Raw genomic sequence first — 18,634 nt, 5'->3', positions numbered from 1 at the left:
GGCAAAAATCAGACTCATAATCAGACAACGACCGATAATCCTGACGAAAATGGTCCATGGGATTCGTTTTTCAACTCCACAGACCTAGTTACGGACGATTTTGGTCTCAGCGATGAAGAGCAGAGTTGGCTAAACCAAGAGCCAGTTGGCAGAGAGAGTTTCGATTAACCAAAGGTCAGGTTACTGCATGCGTACCTTTATTAAATTAATTTAGCGCCTTACCCTGAGTCCGCTTAGCGCAGCACAGCTAAACTTTCCGCTCTTTACCACTAGCTGCACGCTTTTTGTCATCTGCCTGAACATACACGGTGTCAGTCGTAGACATGCTCGCATGGCCCAAATCCTCGGATACATCTTTAAGTGAGCGGCCGCGCTCAATCTCTAAACTCGCACCTGTATGCCGCAACCAATGTGACGTCGCTTCTTTAAAATTACTAGCATTGTCTTCACCATAGCGTGCCTTCATTTGTTCGTACGCTTGGTCGAATACTTCCTGCACTAATCTTGATAATTGTCGCGCCGTCATTCCCCCACGGCCTCGGAGTTTTTCAATAATAGGGTGGTTTTCACCAGGTACAGGCAGCTTATTTAAGCCTCGGTAGAGCCGGTAGCGCGTTAAATACCTTAGAAAGCTCGGTGGAACCGTAATATCTCGGACTTTTCGACCCTTACCATAGATCTTCAACCACCAATTATTGTCATTATCCTTCCAAAAGTGACTCATGGTGGGCGACCATTCTGCGCGATCTGAGTACTCAGAAATGCGCAGAAAAAGGGTTTTTAATGATGCAATGAGAAACAGGTTTCGTTCATATCGCGAGTCGTCATCGGCCATGGTATGAGCAACCTCCAGCAGGAAATTCCACTGGTCTTCGGTTAAGCGTTTTACGTCCTTGACCTGTGCATCTTTGATCAAATATCGACAATCCTTCTTGGCTAATTGAACAGGGTTGCCGTAGCAGTATTCTTCATCAGTTAGATGTTTATAGAAGGCATTAACGGCGGTAAACGTCGCTTGTAAGGTTTCTTGCGAGGGACGGTATTTTTTCTTGTCCGGCTTTGATATGTCGCCTTTGGCAATCATCAGCCGGAATGGTGCCCATTCAGAGTTACTTATGTACAGGCCGCCTTTAATCAGAAACTTCTCAACATTCGATAAACATATCCACGTTAATGGCGGTCGCCAGCAAAAATCTGCATATTCTAAAATGTCGGCTTTTCGGTATTGGTCGATAGGCTTATCCTTGACGAGAAATGCCCAGAGCAGAAATTTCTCGACTTCAGAACGAAATCGCGTGAATGTGTGTTCTGATTTGTTGCGACCAATATAAGATAGAAATTCCTGACCCCATAGCCACGCTTTAGATTTCCATTGATCGGTATCGGCTAACACGGCTGCGAGGTCGGGAAACTCTTCAAGCTTTACAGCTTTGAGGTCTTTGTATGTCGGGTACAGCGGGACAGGTTTAGGAATAGCCATGGATTTTCCTGATATCTACAGATAAGAGTATATAATCGACTATCTGTATTCTAGCACCCCTCACGCCCTATTTCCAATACGTCACCGTATCGGATATGTTATAGCTATGACCTCCTCATGGTAATTCTAAAAAGCCATCTGAAATGAACGTCTTGCAGCTCAAGCAGGGAAAGAATAAAATCATCGAATGAAAAAGCGCCTCACCTACATACTTATCCTTTCGCTGATGTTGTTTACTACATCGGGCTGGGGCAGCGTATTACAGGCCGCCTATTGTGATCCAACAACGTCCGTTACGGCTGAACACATGGCGCCGAACATGCAAGCCAGCGATATGCAGGCTGATTGCGATTCGCCAGCAAACTGTTGTTGTGTGGATAGCAATAATAGCTGTGAAAACATCGATTGTGGCATTGGTGGACTAACAGCAAGTTTTCTACCACCCCTCCCTATCGCTGCACTTGAAAAAAAACCAACGATGCAGACAATCACCCTCCCGCCGCCACCCAATCCAGCGTTTCAGCGCGTACTGCTCAGACCCCCAAAATTTTCATAATTTACTAGTAGGCACCGGATAACGGTGCGTGGCTTGGCCTATTTATAGCGCCAAGCAAAAGGTATTTTATGAGGATTGATTATGTTCGCCCAATATTGGTGGTGTATCGCCGCCCTGTCCCGACGTTTTGTTGTTGCGGTCGGCGCCGTGTTGTCCCTGATTTTTGCCCAAGCACTGTATGCAGCTGAGGAATACACCCACTCGGTAACGCTTTCATCGTCATGGGGGTCAGTAATGTCTGCCCAAGCGCTCGTTGACGAAGCGCTGCGTGCCAACCCTGGAATAACTGCCCTTGAAGCTGCGATTCAGGGGGCTGAAGCACGAATTGTTCAGTCTACTGCCTTGCCCGATCCACAACTCTTTACTGCGGTTGCCCCCGACACCATTGGCGGTTACAACTCGCCGAACGGGCGCGGTAGCAATGTTCGAATGGAATTAACGCAAACGCTCCCATGGCCGGGAAAGCTTCGTTTGCGCGGCGACGCTGCGACTAAAACAGCGGAGGCGGAGCGTGGTAATCTCGCGCTGCGGCGGCTAGAGCTACGTACAGTGGCGCTCAGCTACTATGCGCAGTGGAACTACATTCATCAGGCCATTACCATTAATGAGCGCAATAGCACCTTAGTTGATGAACTTCGTCGCGTGGCAGAAGCGCGTTACGCCGCGGGGATAACCAATCAACCAGACGTGCTGCTCGCAGAGGTAGAGCTTCAGCATATTCGTCACCGAAGTGTTCAATTGCGACGGCAAATGGCGACCCTGCGTGCGCAAATAAACACCTTGCTCAATCGCAGTACAACCGCCGACATTGCGCTTTCAAACGCTCTCCCGCCGCCAACGGCAATCCCTGATTTCGATACGCTTCGGCTTATCGCCCTGAGTCAGCACCCAGGTCTAGCAGCTGCCAAGCAACAAATAGCAGCAAGTCGCGACAGGGAAAAACTGGCCGATAAAGATTTCTATCCAGATTTTAAATTATTCACTGGCTATAACAGCCTTTGGGATGAAACGGCCAAACGCTGGGTAGTCGGTATTGGTATTAACTTACCACTAGGGCGGGATAAATATCGCGCGGCTAGGGATGAGTCCCGGGCGAACACCGTTGGCCGGCAATCTGAATTAGATGAGCTGCGCTCGCAGGTGCTGGGAGATTTAGAAGAAGCCCGTGTCCTCGTCAACGAAGCACTGCATACCATAGCCCTCTATGAGCACGATTTATTACCGAGAACAGCCGAGAATCTTAGCGCGACGCGGGCTGCCTATGGCGCAGGCGGCGGCCGTTTTAGTGAATTGATAAGCGCCGAGCAAGTTCATCTTGATGCCGAATTGAGCTTAGAGCGTGCTCGCGCTGATTACCTAATTGCAAAAGCCGCACTTGAGAACGCGCTCGGCGGACCGTTGGCCTTACCCAAAACTAGCCAGCATCACGCCAACATGGCGACGAGTCAAAATAGCGCTACCGCAAAAATCAAACCAAATACCACCTCGGAGCACGCCCAATGAAACAGCGATTGCTTGTCAGTATCATTATTATTTTAGCCGTGATTTTAAGCTATTTTAGCTATGTCTATCGTTCATCTACCAATGCCTTCACTCAGCAAATGAGTGATGCAAAGGAATATCGCACGGACGATTATCGCATCGCCATTGCATTCGAAGATGGCGTTCCCGCAGTGGGTAACAACACGGCCATTTTGCAATTGCGAGACGCCAAGGGAAATGCTGTTTCGGAGGCTAAAATTCGCGGGCAGGCAGAGATGGCCGCAATGGGCAGCATGCCATCAATGCGGGCTCCCGTGATATTTAATGAGATTTCCCCAGGCTTTTACACTGCCGAATTCGACCTCGCTATGCGCGGTGAATGGCCATTAAAATTACAGATCAGCAAAGACAATACGTCAGCCGATCTCAGTTTTGATATGGCGACTGGACGCTCAAGCCTCACAATCAGTGGCGGCGGAGTATCAATGGCTAGTGAAATGCCCGTCAACGACAACCAAGCCACATTTCCCTCTACGCCAGGTGTCGACCTTAGTTCAAATAAGCAAGGTTTCTATACCGTTGGCAAATACCTTATCAAAGTGGCGTTATTAGAAAATGCCAAACTCCGCCAAGGTGATAATCCGCTGATCATTACTGTGCAGGACAGCCAGAATAATGCGCTGAACAATATTGATATTCGCCTGCTAGTCACGCAGTCGATGACAAACCCCGGTGCCGAGGACACTCCAGCGCAAGACAATGCCGCCCTTGTGACGTTACTGCCAAGTACGGATGGCCGTTACCGCGGCACTATTGTCCTGCCACAAGCAGGGGATTACGACTTTGCTATCGACGTATCCAGTGAATTACTGGGCCACGGTGATTTAATTCTGACCGGTCAAACTGGCAGCAGTGAGTTACATGCTGCAACAGCAACACCTGCGGGAATTTCGCATTACACCTGTTCAATGCACACCTCAGTTCGCGCGGCCGCCCCGGGATCTTGCCCTATCTGCGGCATGGATTTAGTGCCGGTCAGCAAACAACAAACGCAGTCTGGAGTCATTAGTATTGATGCTCGCAGAAGACAATTAATCGGCGTAAAAACGGCGACAGCAGAATATCGAGAGCTCAGTAAATCGATCACGGCGGTGGGACGTATTGCCTACGACCAGCACAGTGCTAGCGAAATAAATTTAAAATTCGATACCTGGATTGGTGAGTTAAAAGCCGATTTTATTGGCGCCCGTGTCAAGCGTGGCCAAGTACTGTTTACGGTTTACAGTCCAGAACTGCTATCAGCACAACAAGAATATTTAGAAACTCGAGGTCGATTAGCAAGTCGTGGATCAGACGACAGCTTGCTAAAGGCCGCCCGCTCCCGCTTAAGTCTATGGAATATTTCAAGTGCTGACATACGCGCACTAGAACAGCGCGGTAGGCCAATCGAGTTTCTGCCAATTTACGCCGAGAAAAATGGCGTCGTGGTGAATAAATCCATCGTGAGTGGCAGTTATGCAAAAGCGGGCAGTACGCTGCTGCAATTGGCTGATCTCTCGACTGTTTGGGTTGAGGCGGAGGTCTATGAAGCGGATTTGTCGTTACTGGAAAAGGGGATGTCTGCGACTGTTAACATGCGAAACCTCAGTGAGCGAGAGTACCCCGCAAAAATCGATTACATTTACCCAAGCGTCAACCCCCTCACCCGCACCACTCGCATTCGTTTAGTTCTCGACAACAGCGATGGCGAGCTCAGGCCGGATATGTACGCTCAGGTTCACTTCAACAAGGAATTAGGTAAACGCCTTTGGGTACCCGAAGAGGGAGTCATGATTGCGGGAGAAACTCGTGTTGTCTTTGTGGATTTAGGTAGCGAGGGGAAAATAAAACCCGTTTTAGTCAACACTGGCCAAAGAACAAAAGGCTGGATAGAAATTACAGAGGGCTTATCCGGCGGTGAACAGGTAATCACGTCTGGTAATTTCTTAATTGCCGCCGAAGCGAAACTGAAAACGGGGATTGCGCAATGGTAAACCCCCAAAGTAAGCATCCGCAGGGTTTTCTTGCGTCGCTAATTAGCTTTTGTGCCCGTAACTGGCTACTCACAATACTGCTGTGTGTGGGAGCATCACTCTGGGGTTGGCGCTCTCTCATGGCCGCGCCGCTCGACGCCATTCCCGATATGTCAGACACCCAAGTCATTGTTTTTACCGACTGGCCGGGGCGCAGTCCCGATTTAATGGAAGATCAAATCACCTACCCGTTAAGCACTACCCTACTCGCAGCACCTGAAGTGAAATTTGTGCGTGGCCAAAGCTTTATGGGGCTGTCGTTTGTCTACGTCATCTTTGAAGATGGCACCGATATTTATTGGGCGCGTTCGCGCGTATTGGAGTACCTCAATAGTGCCAGTGCCGATTTGCCAGACGGCGTTACCCCGACCTTAGGGCCGGATGCGACTGGGGTTGGCTGGGTCTATCAATATGCCCTTAGTGACAAAACGGGGAACACTAGCCTCTCGGAATTGCGCAGTCTGCAAGACTTCAATTTACGCTATGCGTTGGAGGCAGTACAAGGTGTTGCGGAAGTGGCATCCGTTGGCGGATATGAAAAAGAATATCAGGTTAATATCGACCCTGACCGTTTGGCCGCCTATAACATTCCGCTACAAAACGTCGCCGCTGCACTACGACGCTCAAATAATGATGTGGGTGGCAGGGTTCTGGAGATTTCAGGCCACGAACATTTTATTCGCGGTAGAGGCTACATCACCTCAACGGCAGATCTAGAAGGCGTCGTTCTTAGCACTACCGGCGATGGTATTCCTGTAAAGGTGTCTGACATTGCGACCGTGTCACTAAGACCCGCAATGCAGCGCGGCAGTGCCGAGCTTAATGGCGAAGGCTTAGCCGTCGGCGGCATCGTGGTCATGCGCTTTGGCGAAAATGCCTTAGACGTCATAAATCGAGTTAAAGCTCGCTTGGATGAGGTTAAGACATCTTTGCCTGATGGAGTTGAAATTATCCCCGTGTATGACCGCTCCGGCCTGATTGAACGGTCTATCGATACCTTAAGCCGAACCCTGAGTGAAGAGATCCTCATCGTCTCGCTCGTTATTATTGTATTTTTGCTGCATCTGCGTTCGGCGCTAGTCGCTATCATCACCCTGCCTATCGCCATATTATTAGCGTTTATTCCTATGTATTACCAAGGATTAACTGCCAATATCATGTCACTCGGCGGAATTGCGGTTGCCATTGGCGCGATGGTCGATGCGGCGATCGCCATTGTAGAAAACATACACCGCCGTCTCGCGCTGTGGCGAGAGCAAACTGATAGCTCGCAGAACCGCACAGACGTCATTATTGCCGCGATGCAAGAAGTGGGGCCATCCATTTTCTTCGCATTACTAATTATTGCCGTGTCATTTTTGCCGGTGTTTGCCCTTGAAGGCAGTGAAGGACGGCTTTTTAAACCCTTGGCTTACACCAAAACCTACTCCATGTTTTTTGCAGCCCTGCTGTCCGTTACTCTGATACCCGCTCTAGCAGTTTTACTTATTCGCGGGCGTATTCGCGGCGAATACAGTTGGTTAAATCGCAGTTTGATTGCGCTATATGCGCCCGTGGTACGCTGGGTGGTAGATAGGCGCTGGCTGGTGGTGGGTGTCAGTGTTCTTGTGCTGCTGTCCGCGATCATCCCCTTCCGTGGACTTGGCAGTGAATTTATGCCGCCATTGAATGAGGGTAGTATTTTGTATATGCCCACAGCCCTACCCGGAATGTCGATCAGTGAAGCTCAAAAGACGCTCCACACAATGAACCGGGAACTAATGACCTTCCCGGAAGTAAAAACGGTGTTTGGAAAAGTGGGGCGTTCAACGAGTGCTACTGACTCCGCACCACTATCGATGATTGAAACCAATATCACCCTCAAGCCGAAAAGCGAATGGCGCGAAGGAATGGATTGGGATAGCTTAATCGCCGAGATGGATCAAAAGTTACGCTTCCCCGGCATGCCCAATATTTGGTGGATGCCCATTCAGACACGGACACAAATGCTCGCTACGGGGATTCGCTCGGCATTGGGCATAAAAGTGTTTGGGCCGGATCTCGCGACGATTGAAAGCACCGCGACCGCGATCGAACGTGCACTTCAAAGTGATAGTCGTACCACTGCCTTTACGCGAAGCGCATTTGCCGAGCGCACCACGGGTGGCTACTTCTTAGATTTTGATATTGACCGAGACGCTGCGTCGAGATATGGATTGAATGTTGCTGATATTCAAGATGTTATTGAGATGGCCATCGGCGGTAAAGTAGTCTCTCAGACAGTTGAAGGACGTGAGCGATACAATATTTTAATGCGCTATAACCGTGACTATCGCGACTCGATAGCAGCTATAGAACGTACTTACGTCACTACCAGCCATGGCGGCCAAATCCCGATAAGCCAAGTCGCGACGTTACAGTATCGCAAAGGCCCGCCAATGATTCGCAATGAAGACGGCCAGTTAGTCGGCTTTGTTTTTGTCGACGTTGCCGACAATATCGGCATTCCGGACTACGTCGCGTTAGCCAAAAAAGTGGTCGCTGAAAATGTCGACATCCCCACTGGTTATCGCCTCGCCTGGGCTGGGCAGTTCGAAAATTACGAGCGTGCAAAATCGCGTCTAGAAATTCTCGTACCGATGACCCTAGGGCTGATTTTTATGATGCTGTACTTTCATCGAAAATCGCTAGTCGAAACGCTCATTGTCATGCTCGCGCTGCCTTTTTCTCTGGTTGGTAGCTTGTGGTTTTTGTGGATGCTCGAATACAAGATATCAGTCGCCGTGGCCGTGGGTATGATCGCCGTGGCAGGTTTAGCGGTAGAGCTTGGTCTACTGATGATGCTGTATTTAGATATATCTTGGCGACAACGTCGTGATGACGGCCTACTCAACTCCTTTAATGACCTTACTGAGGCAGTAGTCGACGGTGCAGCCAAACGACTACGCCCAAAATTAATGACTGGACTCGCATTAATTTTGGGCTTAGTACCGATCATGCTAAGTAATGGCAGCGGCGCCGATCTAATGAAACGGGTCGCTGCGCCAATGCTGGGTGGGGTTGTGACCTCGCTCATTATGGTTCTAGTGGTGTTTCCGGCATTGTTCGTGATCTGGAAGCAACGCTCTAAAAAAGTAGTACCGGCAATCAAATCCTCATAAAACTACTGCTTAACGCTGGCCGGGGAGCTAAGGCTACCCGGCATTATTATAAATTCGCAGCAAGTCTCCCTCCGATATATAGCGCCGTATTACAATGGAGCCTAGGTGAATCTCAATTTACAGTCGGCCAGCGTAATTGAATTGGAGTGAGTTTCAAATATTCAGGTTTGCTGATCCATTAGAATTATTCTGGAAAAGGTGCATGCTAGCGTATAGATAAATTTAGGCTGACTTTTCCTTAACGACTTTATATAAGATATCAAAGCGAAATAGTTGATCCAAGATAGACCCTGAGGACTCGATAAAATGCATCATAATCAATTGTTATCACAGCCTTGGCTAGGGTCGGCGGCCATAACAGCAGGCATGGGGGTATTTCTTGGCGCCTCGGGCGACAACAAACCTCACCGGCATTGGGCTCATCAAATCGCTATTGGCCTAGAAGAACCAATAGCGCTGCTATCTGACAAAACACGATATTTCGAACGCGGGCTATGGATACCTGCAGGTACCGCTCATCAACTAGAAACCGCACATGTATTATGCATCTATATCGACCCAACACATGATTTTTGTAAAACACTGCTACCGCAGGTAGCCGTAGAGGAATGGTCTATATCCTTGCTGAATGAAGAAATTTCATCCGCGTATGTAACGCGCTTTGCCAAAGTAAAAAACCTCCACGCAGCGTTGATTAGCTTCGACAAACAATGTCGCTGTCAATTCAGTGACACTCCAGACGAGCGATTGAATGTCATTTTGGCAGCACTTAACGATGATATTAGTAGCGGCAGCAATACTACGCAGAAAACCTTATCGAGTTTGGTAAATCTCTCACCCAGCAGGTTCTCTCATTGGTTTACAGAGCAAACAGGCATGCCATTACGCAGTTACAGGAAGTGGCTTAAACTGCTGGTCGGATTTGAACTATCGCGACGAATGCCTCTCACCGATGCAGCACTTTTATCTGGTTTTTCTGATCAGGCCCACTTCTGCCGAGCAGTAACGCAGGCCTTCGGCGTTAGCGCTACAACCATTAAGCAACTGCTGCTACAAAAATAGCTTTTTCGTTCAATGCGCCGCCATTGAAAAATGACAAACTAAGCACTCTGTAGCTCTGGAAGCTTTTGCATATGAAAAGCACATTGGAAATATTTGTCAAAGCCCTGTATTTGCCTTTCTTTCTGATCGTAGGAAATGGCATCGCTATTTATATGGCAGAACAAGATTATTCAAAATTTGCCTTGGCGGCATGGGTCGGCTTACTCATCGCAGTGTCGTTCTTAATTGAACAATGGATGCCATTTAGTCCCGAATTCAACAAGCCTCAAGCAGACTCGGGGCGTGATGTTATTCATGCCTTAGTCAATGAATCACTGAGTATTGTCGGCGTATTAAGTGTGCCAATCATTGCTAGTTTTATCCCATTTAATTCAATTTGGCCCTCCTACGCACCGCTGTGGTTGCAAGTGTTGTTGGCGGTGATCATCGCCGATATAGGCATTACACTGGCACATTACGCCAGTCATAGGTACAGCGCGCTGTGGCAGCTACATGCAGTACATCATAGTGTGAAACGTATGTATGGGTTTAACGGTCTTATGAAACACCCATTGCATCAAACCATTGAAACCCTTGCAGGTACTGCCCCACTACTCTTGATGGGCGCTCCACAAGAAGTCTTACTGCTGCTGGTTGTTGCGGTGGTTATTCAGCTGTTACTGCAACATTCCAATGTTGCCTATTTCGCAGGGCCGCTCAGATATGTTCTGGCTATCAATCAAGTTCATCGCTTCCACCACCTGAATACGGCAAAAGAAGGCGATGTCAACTTTGGTCTATTCACAACGTTAACGGATCATCTATTAGGCACTGCGTACTATGACAACAGGAGAGTTATCTGTTCGGAAGATCTGGGCATTGCGACCGCCCCAGATTATCCCACGGCATATTTCCCACAAATGCTAGCACCGTTCAAGCGCCTTCGCTGAACCGCCGACCCGCAGCACTTATCTATACTATGTGAAAATGGGGAACTACCCATTATTTTTTCAGATGCCTCCACACACGGACAATCGATACACTTAGGCGCCTATGTCTGTAGTAACTAGGGGCAGGCGAATTGAGAAACACGTGACATCGTCATCTGAGAATGCATCGATGTGGCCGCCATGAGCCTCAACAATTGATTTAACAATTGCCAAGCCCAGGCCGGCTCCCTCACTCAGACGCTGACGCGAAGGATCAACGCGATAGAATCGATCAAATATTTTTGGTAGATGTTCTGGGGGGATCTTTAAACCGGGGTTTTCAACACGGAGCTCTACCCATGCATCATCTGTTTTTTTTAGTTTCACGTTAATTGTTTGCCCGGCCGGTGTATATCGCAATGCATTTGATAGCAAATTAGATATGGCGCGCCTCAACATAGCCCGATCGCCACTCAGCATGGGTGTGCTTCCGTCTAAAGTCAGAACAATCTGTTTCTCCTCTGCCAAAGCCTCAAAAAAGTCAAATAACTCCCGCACTTCATGCCCGAGATCCAGCCACTCACGTACTGGATTACGTAAACCGTGTTCGCTTTGAGCCAACCACAGCATGTCGTTGACCATTTTCGCTAAGCGCTCCTGTTCTTCTAAATTTGAGTATAGTAACTCTTGGTATTCCTCCAAGCTTCTGGCCCGATTAAGCGCGACTTGGGTTTGGGTAATGGAATTTGTTAAGGGTGTACGCAGTTCGTGGGCGATATCAGCAGAAAAGTGCGAAAGTCGAGCAAAGCTGTCTTCCAAACGACCGATCATGTAATTGAATGAGTCAACAAGCCCTCGCAGCTCACCCGGTACAATATTTGGGTCTATTCGCACATGCAGGCGATCGGCTTGGACATCGCGCATAGTGTCGCTTAAGCCGCGCAGCGGCGCATGCCCCTGATGTACGCCAAACCAAGCGGCCAACAACGTGACGACGCCAGCTAAAGTCATAATAAGCCACAGGCTGCGCCTAAAATTATCAAGAAAGAGGATATGGAAGTTCATATCCATGGCCGCGACAATACGATAATTACGTCCACTAATTAGAGTTTGGGTAATGGCACCTCGATAAGCATTTCCCCCTGCGCCCCAGCTATGTAAATTAGCTGCTAAAATACGAGAGACGGGCGTATAGAGAGTCACTGGCGTGAGCAGTTCGTCATCACTCGGCCCGTATATGAGTTGTCCGTCTGGGCTCCAAACTTGGAAATATACGCCATGATGTCCTGAAACCGCGTGGGATAGCACTTCAGGTAGCCGCGGGATGTCGTCTGCGCCTGCCCGTAACGCCCGTTCCACGGCTTGAGTAATAACAATGAGCTCATCGGCATCCTGCTCAGCAAAGTGACGTTTTACGGCTTGTTGAACAAGGTGTGCAGTCATCAGTAGGCTTAGGCCGATGGCAAGGGCAACGAAGACCATCACTCTTGTCGTTAGCGATAAAGGACGACGCTTAACTCGACTAAGCCACATCATTATCGTCTTCGATCTCCAGCTTGTAGCCCATGCCACGCACAGTGTGAATCAACTTTGCTGGGAAATCGTCGTCGATTTTGGCACGCAGACGGCGAATCGCCACGTCAATAACGTTTGTATCGGAATCAAAGTTCATATCCCAAACTTGGGAGGCTATCAGGGATCGTGGTAATACCTCGCCCTCTCTACGCGCTAAAAGCTCCAACAGGCAGAACTCCTTGTGGCTAAGACTAATTTTTTTACCTCCACGGCTAGCGCGGCGGCGCGGAAGATCTAAGGTGAGGTCTGCAACAGTAATTTGATCTGAAAGCACAGGCGCTGCACTTCTGCGCAGCAAGGTGCGAACTCTAGCTAGTAGCTCAGCAAAGGCAAATGGCTTAACCAAATAATCATCTGCGCCAAGCTCAAGTCCTTTAACCCGGTCTTCGACGCTATCTCGGGCGGTAAGAAAAAGTACTGGAGTTTGCCGACCAGCTTCCCGAAGGGACTGCATAATTCGCCAGCCATCAACATCGGGTAACATGACATCTAACACCATCAGGTCAAAAACTTCCGTCATTGCAAGATGGTGGCCATCGAGGCCGTTACGCGCCAGCGTGACCATAAATCCTGCCTCAGAAAGCCCCTGGCGCAAGTAATCGCCGGTCTTGAGTTCATCTTCCACTACCAATATCCGCAAAATTGCGTCGCTCCGTCGTTTGGCTTAAGTCAGTTTGATAAACATTATGGATGAGGCCTTCCAACACCAAGATGACTTAAAGATTACAGATTTGTAATCTTTAAGTCATGCGAGTGACAGGTGTAGGTCTCTAGTATTACGAACACAAATCACTGAATGTATGAGGTAGTTGCCCGTGAGCCAATGGCTTCCCCAACAAAAAAGATCTTTGCAACCAAACCGCCGTCGCTTTGTGCAAGGCCTTGCGGCTGGCGGCGTACTGGCGGCAACACCCACTTGGTTACAGGCAGCAATGAGCAGCAAAGTGGCACAGGGGCAAACGCCTGTTCTAAGTGGGCGTGAAATCAATCTTGTTATAGCCGAAAGTCCCGTCAACTTTACCGGCGTGACACGTATGGCAACAACGATCAACGGTTCCATACCCGCTCCTACTTTGCGTCTGCGCGAAGGCGATGAAGTGACGATTCGCGTCACCAATCACCTAGCAGTTGCCACCTCCATCCACTGGCATGGCATTCTTCTACCCTACCAAATGGATGGCGTGCCTGGCATCAGTTTCAAAGGCATAGCGCCGGGCGAGACCTTTACGTATCGATTTACCCTACAGCAAAGCGGTACCTACTGGTATCACAGCCATTCCGGTTTTCAAGAAATGACGGGGATGTATGGCGCACTAATCATTGAGCCTAGAGCAGGCGAAAGACACCGTTCTGACCAGGATTATGTGGTGCAACTTTCAGATTGGACTGACGAAGATCCTATGCGCGCTTTCAGTAAATTGAAAATGCAGAGCGATGTCTACAATTTCAATCAGCCCACCTTCTTTGACTTTAGCGAAGATGTTTCAAAGGTCGGTTTACAGGGCGCACTGGAAAAGCGTCAGATGTGGAACCAGATGCGCATGAATCCCACCGACTTAAACGATCTATCGGCGGCCACGCTGACCTTCCTCATGAACGGTACAGCGCCTAATGGTAATTGGACGGGACTGTTCCAAAGAGGGCAACGCATACGCCTGCGCTTTATTAATGCGGCAAGCAATAGCTTTTATGATGTGCGTATTCCCGGCTTAAAATTGACGGTCATTCAGGCCGACGGCCAAGATGTCGAACCGGTTTCCGTCGATGAATTTCGCTTTGGCCCCGGCGAAACCTACGATGTATTGGTTGAACCTGCAGACGATGCCTACACCATCTTTGCCCAGAGTATGGATCGCACCGGTTATACCCGAGGCACATTAGCATTGCAGCAAGGTCTATCTGCGCCAGTCCCTGCGCTTGATCCGGCAGAGTGGCTGACGATGTCAGATATGATGGGTGCAATGGGCAGCATGGCCGGCATGAATCATGATTCCATGAAAGGTATGGAAGGAATGAATCATGGCTCGATGAAGGGCATGCAGGGAATGGGCAGCATGGACGGTATGAAGGGCATGGCAGGAATGAAGGGTATGGATCATTCCGCCATGAATCACCAGCCAAAGAATCCTTTGGCCAAGCCCTCTAGCACTGTCAACCACGCCAGTAGTGAATACGGCGCGTCTGTCGATATGCGAGTGGATACACCGCGCACCAATCTTGATGATCCAGGTATCGGTTTACGTAACAACGGCCGACGAGTATTGACCCTAGCCGACCTGAAATCAATTAACGGGCTGCTGGATGATCGTCGCACACCAACCAAGGAACTTGAACTACACCTCACAGGCAATATGGAGCGCTACAGCTGGTCATTCGACGGTTTGGAGTTTGGTAAAAGCACACCGGTGTCGTTGAAACACGGTGAGCGCGTTAGAGTTATTCTGCAAAATGACACCATGATGACGCATCCAATGCATTTACACGGCATGTGGAGTGAACTCGAAACCGACCAGGGAGAGTTGCGAGTTCGGCGCCACACCATTCCCGTTCAGCCATCGCAACGCATCAGCTTTTTAACAACCCCCAATGACCTTGGTCGCTGGGCGTGGCATTGCCACCTATTATTTCATATGGATGCGGGGATGTTCCGCGAAGTGGTGGTGTCATGAGTAATATGAAACATATCGTCGGCTTCGCGGTGATTAGCGCAGCTTTTAATGCCTCGACCTCATGGGCGCAAATGGATCATGGCGAAATGCAAATGCAAGGTGGTAGTGCACCAGATAACGCTCGCGACCCACATGCCTATTCAGATGGCTACACGCTTACAGACGGCCCATATGCCCAACAAGGCCCGAGGCAACTAAAGCTGGCTGATGAACATGCGTTCCTTTCTGTATTAGGCGACCGCCTTGAATACAGCGAGGATAGTGGCGATACGACCTTCGACCTTTTAGCTCGGTATGGTACTACTTACGATAGTCTCGTTGTAAAAGCTGAAGGTGATACTAAGGGTAGTCAATTGGAAGAAAGTCAGACAGATCTACTCTGGAGTCACGCTATCAGCGTCTTCTTTGATACTCAGCTGGGTGTGCGGCTGGATCAGTACAAAGAAGGTAGCGATCGCCAATGGCTCGCTGCGGGCATCCAAGGTTTAGCGCCGTATTGGTTTGAGCTAGACGCTACCGCTTATCTCGGTGACGATGGACGTACGGCGCTTACCTTCGAAGCGGAATACGAGCTATTACTAACCCAAAAGTTAGTATTACAGCCTCGAGCCGAGCTTAACCTTTACGGTAAAGATGACCCGAGTAATGGCCTTGGCAGCGGTCTATCAGATCTATCTATAGGCTTGCGACTGCGCTATGAAATCAGCCGTCAATTCGCCCCCTATGTCGGCGTGGAGTGGTCGGACGCATATGGCGGTACCGCTGATTATCGACAAGCTGCAGGACAGGACATTAACGATACGCAATTAGTAGCAGGCCTGCGGTTCTGGTTTTAATTAAATTATCGATTGCTCATATTCCCAACTCAAAGATTAAGGATTATTCCAATGCGCTCAAAATTTATAACAATGTCAATTGCAATCTCTACGCTGGCTTTTACTTTATCAGCCCAGGCTCATGATCCCAAAGAGCACATGAACAACGCAGAAAAGCCAGATTGCGCGGCCATGGAAAATATGGATCACAGCAAAATGGATATGAACGACCCTGTCATGCAAGCCATGATGAAACAGTGCATGGGCGACATGGAAGGTATGGAAGGTATGAGTGGCAGTGAAGCGCCTCAAGGCGCTAAACCGGCGCAACACGGAAATGAAAGTAGCACGGAACAGACTGGCCATAATCACTGATATAACTATTTCGAGTCACCCAGCAAGACTTCATTAACTCTTTAGACGATTTGGAAATATTATGGCCGCAAACAAATTTCTACGCTGTGGTAAATGTTTGATGATTACCGCCGTTGTCGCGATGTTGGGCGGTCTAGCATTTCTTTACTCTGGTCTCTACCCGATGGGAGCTGATGTGCCGCACAATGGCCTAACATATTGGGGGCTCGAAACGATGCGGGAACGCTCCATTTCCCGAGCGGCAAGTACGATTGAGGTTCCCAATGATCTAGCCTCATCAGAGCGACTGCTAAAAGGTGCTGCTGACTACAATGCGATGTGCGCGAGCTGCCACCTGAAACCTGGTAAAAACCAAAGCGACTTTACTTTGGGCCTCTACCCTGCCCCACCCAATCTCGCACAGAAGGGTGATGATCATGGCCATGATGGCGGCCACGATGACAACACCTATGCTTTACAACGCCAATTCTGGATTATTAAACACGGTATCAAAGCATCTGGCATGCCATCATGGGCACCTGGGCATGACGATGAGCGTATATGGAATATGGTGTCATTTTTACAACGATTACCTGAACTAAGTACTGGGCAGTACCAGGTTCTCACTGCACGTAGTGACAACACCAAAAAACAGGAACATTGATTACTGCCTAATCAATGTTCCAATTAACGCTATACACTCGATAATTCAATATGAATACCGCACTACCCTTCTGTGATGACATTTAAAAACTCTACTAACAACCAGAGAAATAGCCATGGCAAGCGCTAATTATACTTTGAAATATATGCTGGCAGTATTCATCCTTAGCCCCCTTTTCGCCGCAGCCCACTCAGCACATGACCCTGTTAAGGAAATTCACAAAAAAGATCAGACGATTGCGACCCGACAGTCCGAATTTGATCAATTACAGTACTCAGGGCAAAAAATAGAAAATCTCCAAGACCAAATTACCGCCATGGAAAGTAAAATACTTATGATACGAAATTTGATGGCTAGCGATTATCCTCATATCAAGGAAAAAATGAGCAAGTACTCTTTCGACTACATTAAAAGTGTAGAAGAATCACTAGCGCAGTTAAAAAACACATTACAGCAAACTGATACATTACTTAATCAATAGTGATGGTTCGTAAATTGCGTCGAGCGCAGTCAACAAGCTCTAGTAGGAAGCTTCAAACGACTCTCTGTATTTTGTACGCACTAATCTAATCGGCTAAATACAATTTTCTCGATCGCTACCGCTGTCACAATTCGGCGGTCGCTTCCATATCACCTGGCATGGACAAGCTTTTAATAGTGGAGTGAGTGTATTACTAATAAGGCGGAAATAATCAATACGCTGTGTTAGACTACCGTGCATGGAAATTGACGCAAGAAAACTAAGCACAGAAGAGCAGCACCTCCTCCGACGGTTGGCGGTGCAGCGGGTATTTGATGGTGAATCTGCCGCGGAGGTGACTCGAAGTTTTGGGCTAGGTGCTCGAACGATTTACCCATGGTTAAAATTAGCCCGAGAAAAGGGAATTAGCGCCCTAGCACCTAAAGCGAGGACGGGGCGTAATCGAAAACTGTCTCCTATTGAAGAGCAAGAGGTTAAGCGCTGGATTATTGGAAATGATCCACGTCAGTTTGGTTTTGACTTTGGTTTGTGGACCCGTGAAATCGTATCGAATTTAATTAAAGACCGATTTGATGTTGCGCTAAGCTTGACCAGTACAGGGGAGCTACTCCACCGGCTAGGCTTAACACCTCAGAAGCCATTGCGAAGAGCCTACGAGCGAGATGAGGCGGCGGTTCAAGCGTGGATTAATGAAGTTTATCCGCGAGTAAAGAAACACGCTAAAAGCAAGGGTGCTGAGATATTTTGGTTGGATGAGGCATCAATACGATCCGATGATCCACTACAACGAACTTGGGGGGCCAAAGGACAAACACCGGTTGTTAAAACCAGTGGTCAACGGCAATCAATTAATGCCATTTCAGCCTTGTCTAACAAAGGCGGGTTTTGGTATCACGTGTACGAAGGGAAATTTAACGCAGACAAATACGTTGAGTGTTTAAAGCACTTTTTGAAAGGTCGACGAGCGCCAGTCATCCTGATTGTTGATGGCCATCCCGTCCACAAATCAAAAAAGGTAATGGCGCATATTGATTCTTTGGAGGGAATGATCGAAATCGTTTTTCTTCCTGCCTATGCGCCTGATTTAAACCCAGATGAACTGGTTTGGAACCAGATGAGAAATATGGGTACATCGAAAAAGCCTCTTAAGAAAGGCGAGTCGCTTAAAAATCGAGCGATAGTGGATTTAGAGAAAATTCGACGAAACAAGAAGCTCGTAAAATCCTTTTTTAAAGAAGCGACTGTATCCTTTGCTGTAGTAGCTCAGACTTGATCTGACAGTTACCCGTTTTTTACCGGTGTCTGCCAGTTTAGATCTGAGCTAAATTTTTCTCAGCCCAGATCGTTTTACCATCAAGTAAAGTTGCCATTGGCGT

At 48.5% G+C, this 18,634-nt stretch carries 14 protein-coding genes; 11 read left to right on the top strand and 3 right to left on the bottom strand.

The genetic code is table 11. The annotated features are described in order from the left end of the window. Positions 1 to 247 precede the first annotated feature (247 nt). A complete protein-coding gene (locus KXJ70_RS11730; RefSeq protein WP_219043707.1) occupies positions 248 to 1,480 on the bottom strand; it encodes a tyrosine-type recombinase/integrase in 1,233 nt (410 codons plus the stop codon). A 637-nt stretch (positions 1,481 to 2,117) separates the two neighbouring features. On the opposite strand from KXJ70_RS11730, the gene KXJ70_RS11725 reads away from it, so the two are divergent. The 5 genes from KXJ70_RS11725 to KXJ70_RS11705 all read left to right on the top strand — a co-directional run bounded on the left by KXJ70_RS11725 (position 2,118) and on the right by KXJ70_RS11705 (position 10,721). After that, positions 2,118 to 3,539 (top strand): TolC family protein, encoded by a 1,422-nt coding sequence (locus KXJ70_RS11725; protein ID WP_159237994.1) that lies wholly within the window; start codon positions 2,118 to 2,120, stop codon positions 3,537 to 3,539. Further along, positions 3,536 to 5,551, top strand: coding sequence for an efflux RND transporter periplasmic adaptor subunit (locus KXJ70_RS11720; protein ID WP_219043706.1), 2,016 nt, complete (start codon positions 3,536 to 3,538; stop codon positions 5,549 to 5,551). The genes KXJ70_RS11725 and KXJ70_RS11720 overlap by 4 nt, the downstream gene beginning before the upstream one ends. Further along, the gene (locus tag KXJ70_RS11715) at positions 5,545 to 8,730 is read left to right on the top strand and encodes an efflux RND transporter permease subunit (RefSeq protein WP_219043705.1); all 3,186 of its coding nucleotides are present in this window, start codon (positions 5,545 to 5,547) and stop codon (positions 8,728 to 8,730) included. The genes KXJ70_RS11720 and KXJ70_RS11715 overlap by 7 nt, the downstream gene beginning before the upstream one ends. 306 nt (positions 8,731 to 9,036) lie before the next feature. Beyond that, positions 9,037 to 9,792 (top strand): helix-turn-helix domain-containing protein, encoded by a 756-nt coding sequence (locus KXJ70_RS11710; protein WP_219043704.1) that lies wholly within the window; start codon positions 9,037 to 9,039, stop codon positions 9,790 to 9,792. Between the two features lie 71 nt (positions 9,793 to 9,863). Continuing rightward, the gene (locus KXJ70_RS11705; protein WP_219043703.1) at positions 9,864 to 10,721 is read left to right on the top strand and encodes a sterol desaturase family protein; all 858 of its coding nucleotides are present in this window, start codon (positions 9,864 to 9,866) and stop codon (positions 10,719 to 10,721) included. A gap of 93 nt (positions 10,722 to 10,814) precedes the next feature. Here KXJ70_RS11705 and KXJ70_RS11700 read toward each other — a convergent pair whose 3' ends face one another. Beyond that, positions 10,815 to 12,236 (bottom strand): heavy metal sensor histidine kinase, encoded by a 1,422-nt coding sequence (locus KXJ70_RS11700; RefSeq protein ID WP_439655079.1) that lies wholly within the window; start codon positions 12,234 to 12,236, stop codon positions 10,815 to 10,817. Beyond that, positions 12,223 to 12,915, bottom strand: a complete 693-nt coding sequence (locus KXJ70_RS11695; RefSeq protein ID WP_219043702.1) for a heavy metal response regulator transcription factor — start codon at positions 12,913 to 12,915, stop codon at positions 12,223 to 12,225. Before KXJ70_RS11695 ends, KXJ70_RS11700 begins: the two co-directional genes overlap by 14 nt. 175 nt (positions 12,916 to 13,090) lie before the next feature. Here KXJ70_RS11695 and KXJ70_RS11690 point away from each other — a divergent pair, with 175 nt between their 5' ends. The 6 genes from KXJ70_RS11690 (at position 13,091) to KXJ70_RS11665 (ending at position 18,531) form a co-directional block, all read left to right on the top strand. Next, positions 13,091 to 14,944 (top strand): copper resistance system multicopper oxidase, encoded by a 1,854-nt coding sequence (locus tag KXJ70_RS11690; protein WP_219043701.1) that lies wholly within the window; start codon positions 13,091 to 13,093, stop codon positions 14,942 to 14,944. Further along, positions 14,941 to 15,780, top strand: a complete 840-nt coding sequence (locus KXJ70_RS11685; RefSeq protein ID WP_159268317.1) for a copper resistance protein B — start codon at positions 14,941 to 14,943, stop codon at positions 15,778 to 15,780. Before KXJ70_RS11690 ends, KXJ70_RS11685 begins: the two co-directional genes overlap by 4 nt. A gap of 51 nt (positions 15,781 to 15,831) precedes the next feature. Further along, positions 15,832 to 16,134 (top strand): hypothetical protein, encoded by a 303-nt coding sequence (locus KXJ70_RS11680; RefSeq protein WP_200842626.1) that lies wholly within the window; start codon positions 15,832 to 15,834, stop codon positions 16,132 to 16,134. A gap of 61 nt (positions 16,135 to 16,195) precedes the next feature. Beyond that, positions 16,196 to 16,777: a c-type cytochrome gene (locus KXJ70_RS11675; RefSeq protein WP_200842625.1), complete on the top strand. Its 582-nt coding sequence runs from the start codon at positions 16,196 to 16,198 to the stop codon at positions 16,775 to 16,777. Between the two features lie 115 nt (positions 16,778 to 16,892). After that, the gene (locus tag KXJ70_RS11670; RefSeq protein WP_123181029.1) at positions 16,893 to 17,258 is read left to right on the top strand and encodes a hypothetical protein; all 366 of its coding nucleotides are present in this window, start codon (positions 16,893 to 16,895) and stop codon (positions 17,256 to 17,258) included. A 238-nt stretch (positions 17,259 to 17,496) separates the two neighbouring features. Next, a complete protein-coding gene (locus KXJ70_RS11665; RefSeq protein WP_219043700.1) occupies positions 17,497 to 18,531 on the top strand; it encodes an IS630 family transposase in 1,035 nt (344 codons plus the stop codon). Positions 18,532 to 18,634: the final 103 nt, after the last annotated feature.

This window comes from Zhongshania aquimaris (assembly GCF_019312595.1).
In the GTDB taxonomy this organism is placed as follows: domain Bacteria; phylum Pseudomonadota; class Gammaproteobacteria; order Pseudomonadales; family Spongiibacteraceae; genus Spongiibacter; species Spongiibacter aquimaris.
This window is presented reverse-complemented; position numbering and strand designations above follow the sequence as displayed.

Bases quoted from the DNA above. Each gene is read 5' to 3' on its own strand.
- KXJ70_RS11730 (WP_219043707.1), bottom strand. From the start codon at position 1,480: ATGGCTATTCCTAAACCTGTCCCGCTGTACCCGACATACAAAGACCTC.
- KXJ70_RS11725 (WP_159237994.1), top strand. From the start codon at position 2,118: ATGTTCGCCCAATATTGGTGGTGTATCGCCGCCCTGTCCCGACGTTTT.
- KXJ70_RS11720 (WP_219043706.1), top strand. From the start codon at position 3,536: ATGAAACAGCGATTGCTTGTCAGTATCATTATTATTTTAGCCGTGATT.
- KXJ70_RS11715 (WP_219043705.1), top strand. From the start codon at position 5,545: ATGGTAAACCCCCAAAGTAAGCATCCGCAGGGTTTTCTTGCGTCGCTA.
- KXJ70_RS11710 (WP_219043704.1), top strand. From the start codon at position 9,037: ATGCATCATAATCAATTGTTATCACAGCCTTGGCTAGGGTCGGCGGCC.
- KXJ70_RS11705 (WP_219043703.1), top strand. From the start codon at position 9,864: ATGAAAAGCACATTGGAAATATTTGTCAAAGCCCTGTATTTGCCTTTC.
- KXJ70_RS11700 (WP_439655079.1), bottom strand. From the start codon at position 12,236: ATGATGTGGCTTAGTCGAGTTAAGCGTCGTCCTTTATCGCTAACGACA.
- KXJ70_RS11685 (WP_159268317.1), top strand. From the start codon at position 14,941: ATGAGTAATATGAAACATATCGTCGGCTTCGCGGTGATTAGCGCAGCT.
- KXJ70_RS11680 (WP_200842626.1), top strand. From the start codon at position 15,832: ATGCGCTCAAAATTTATAACAATGTCAATTGCAATCTCTACGCTGGCT.
- KXJ70_RS11675 (WP_200842625.1), top strand. From the start codon at position 16,196: ATGGCCGCAAACAAATTTCTACGCTGTGGTAAATGTTTGATGATTACC.
- KXJ70_RS11670 (WP_123181029.1), top strand. From the start codon at position 16,893: ATGGCAAGCGCTAATTATACTTTGAAATATATGCTGGCAGTATTCATC.
- KXJ70_RS11665 (WP_219043700.1), top strand. From the start codon at position 17,497: ATGGAAATTGACGCAAGAAAACTAAGCACAGAAGAGCAGCACCTCCTC.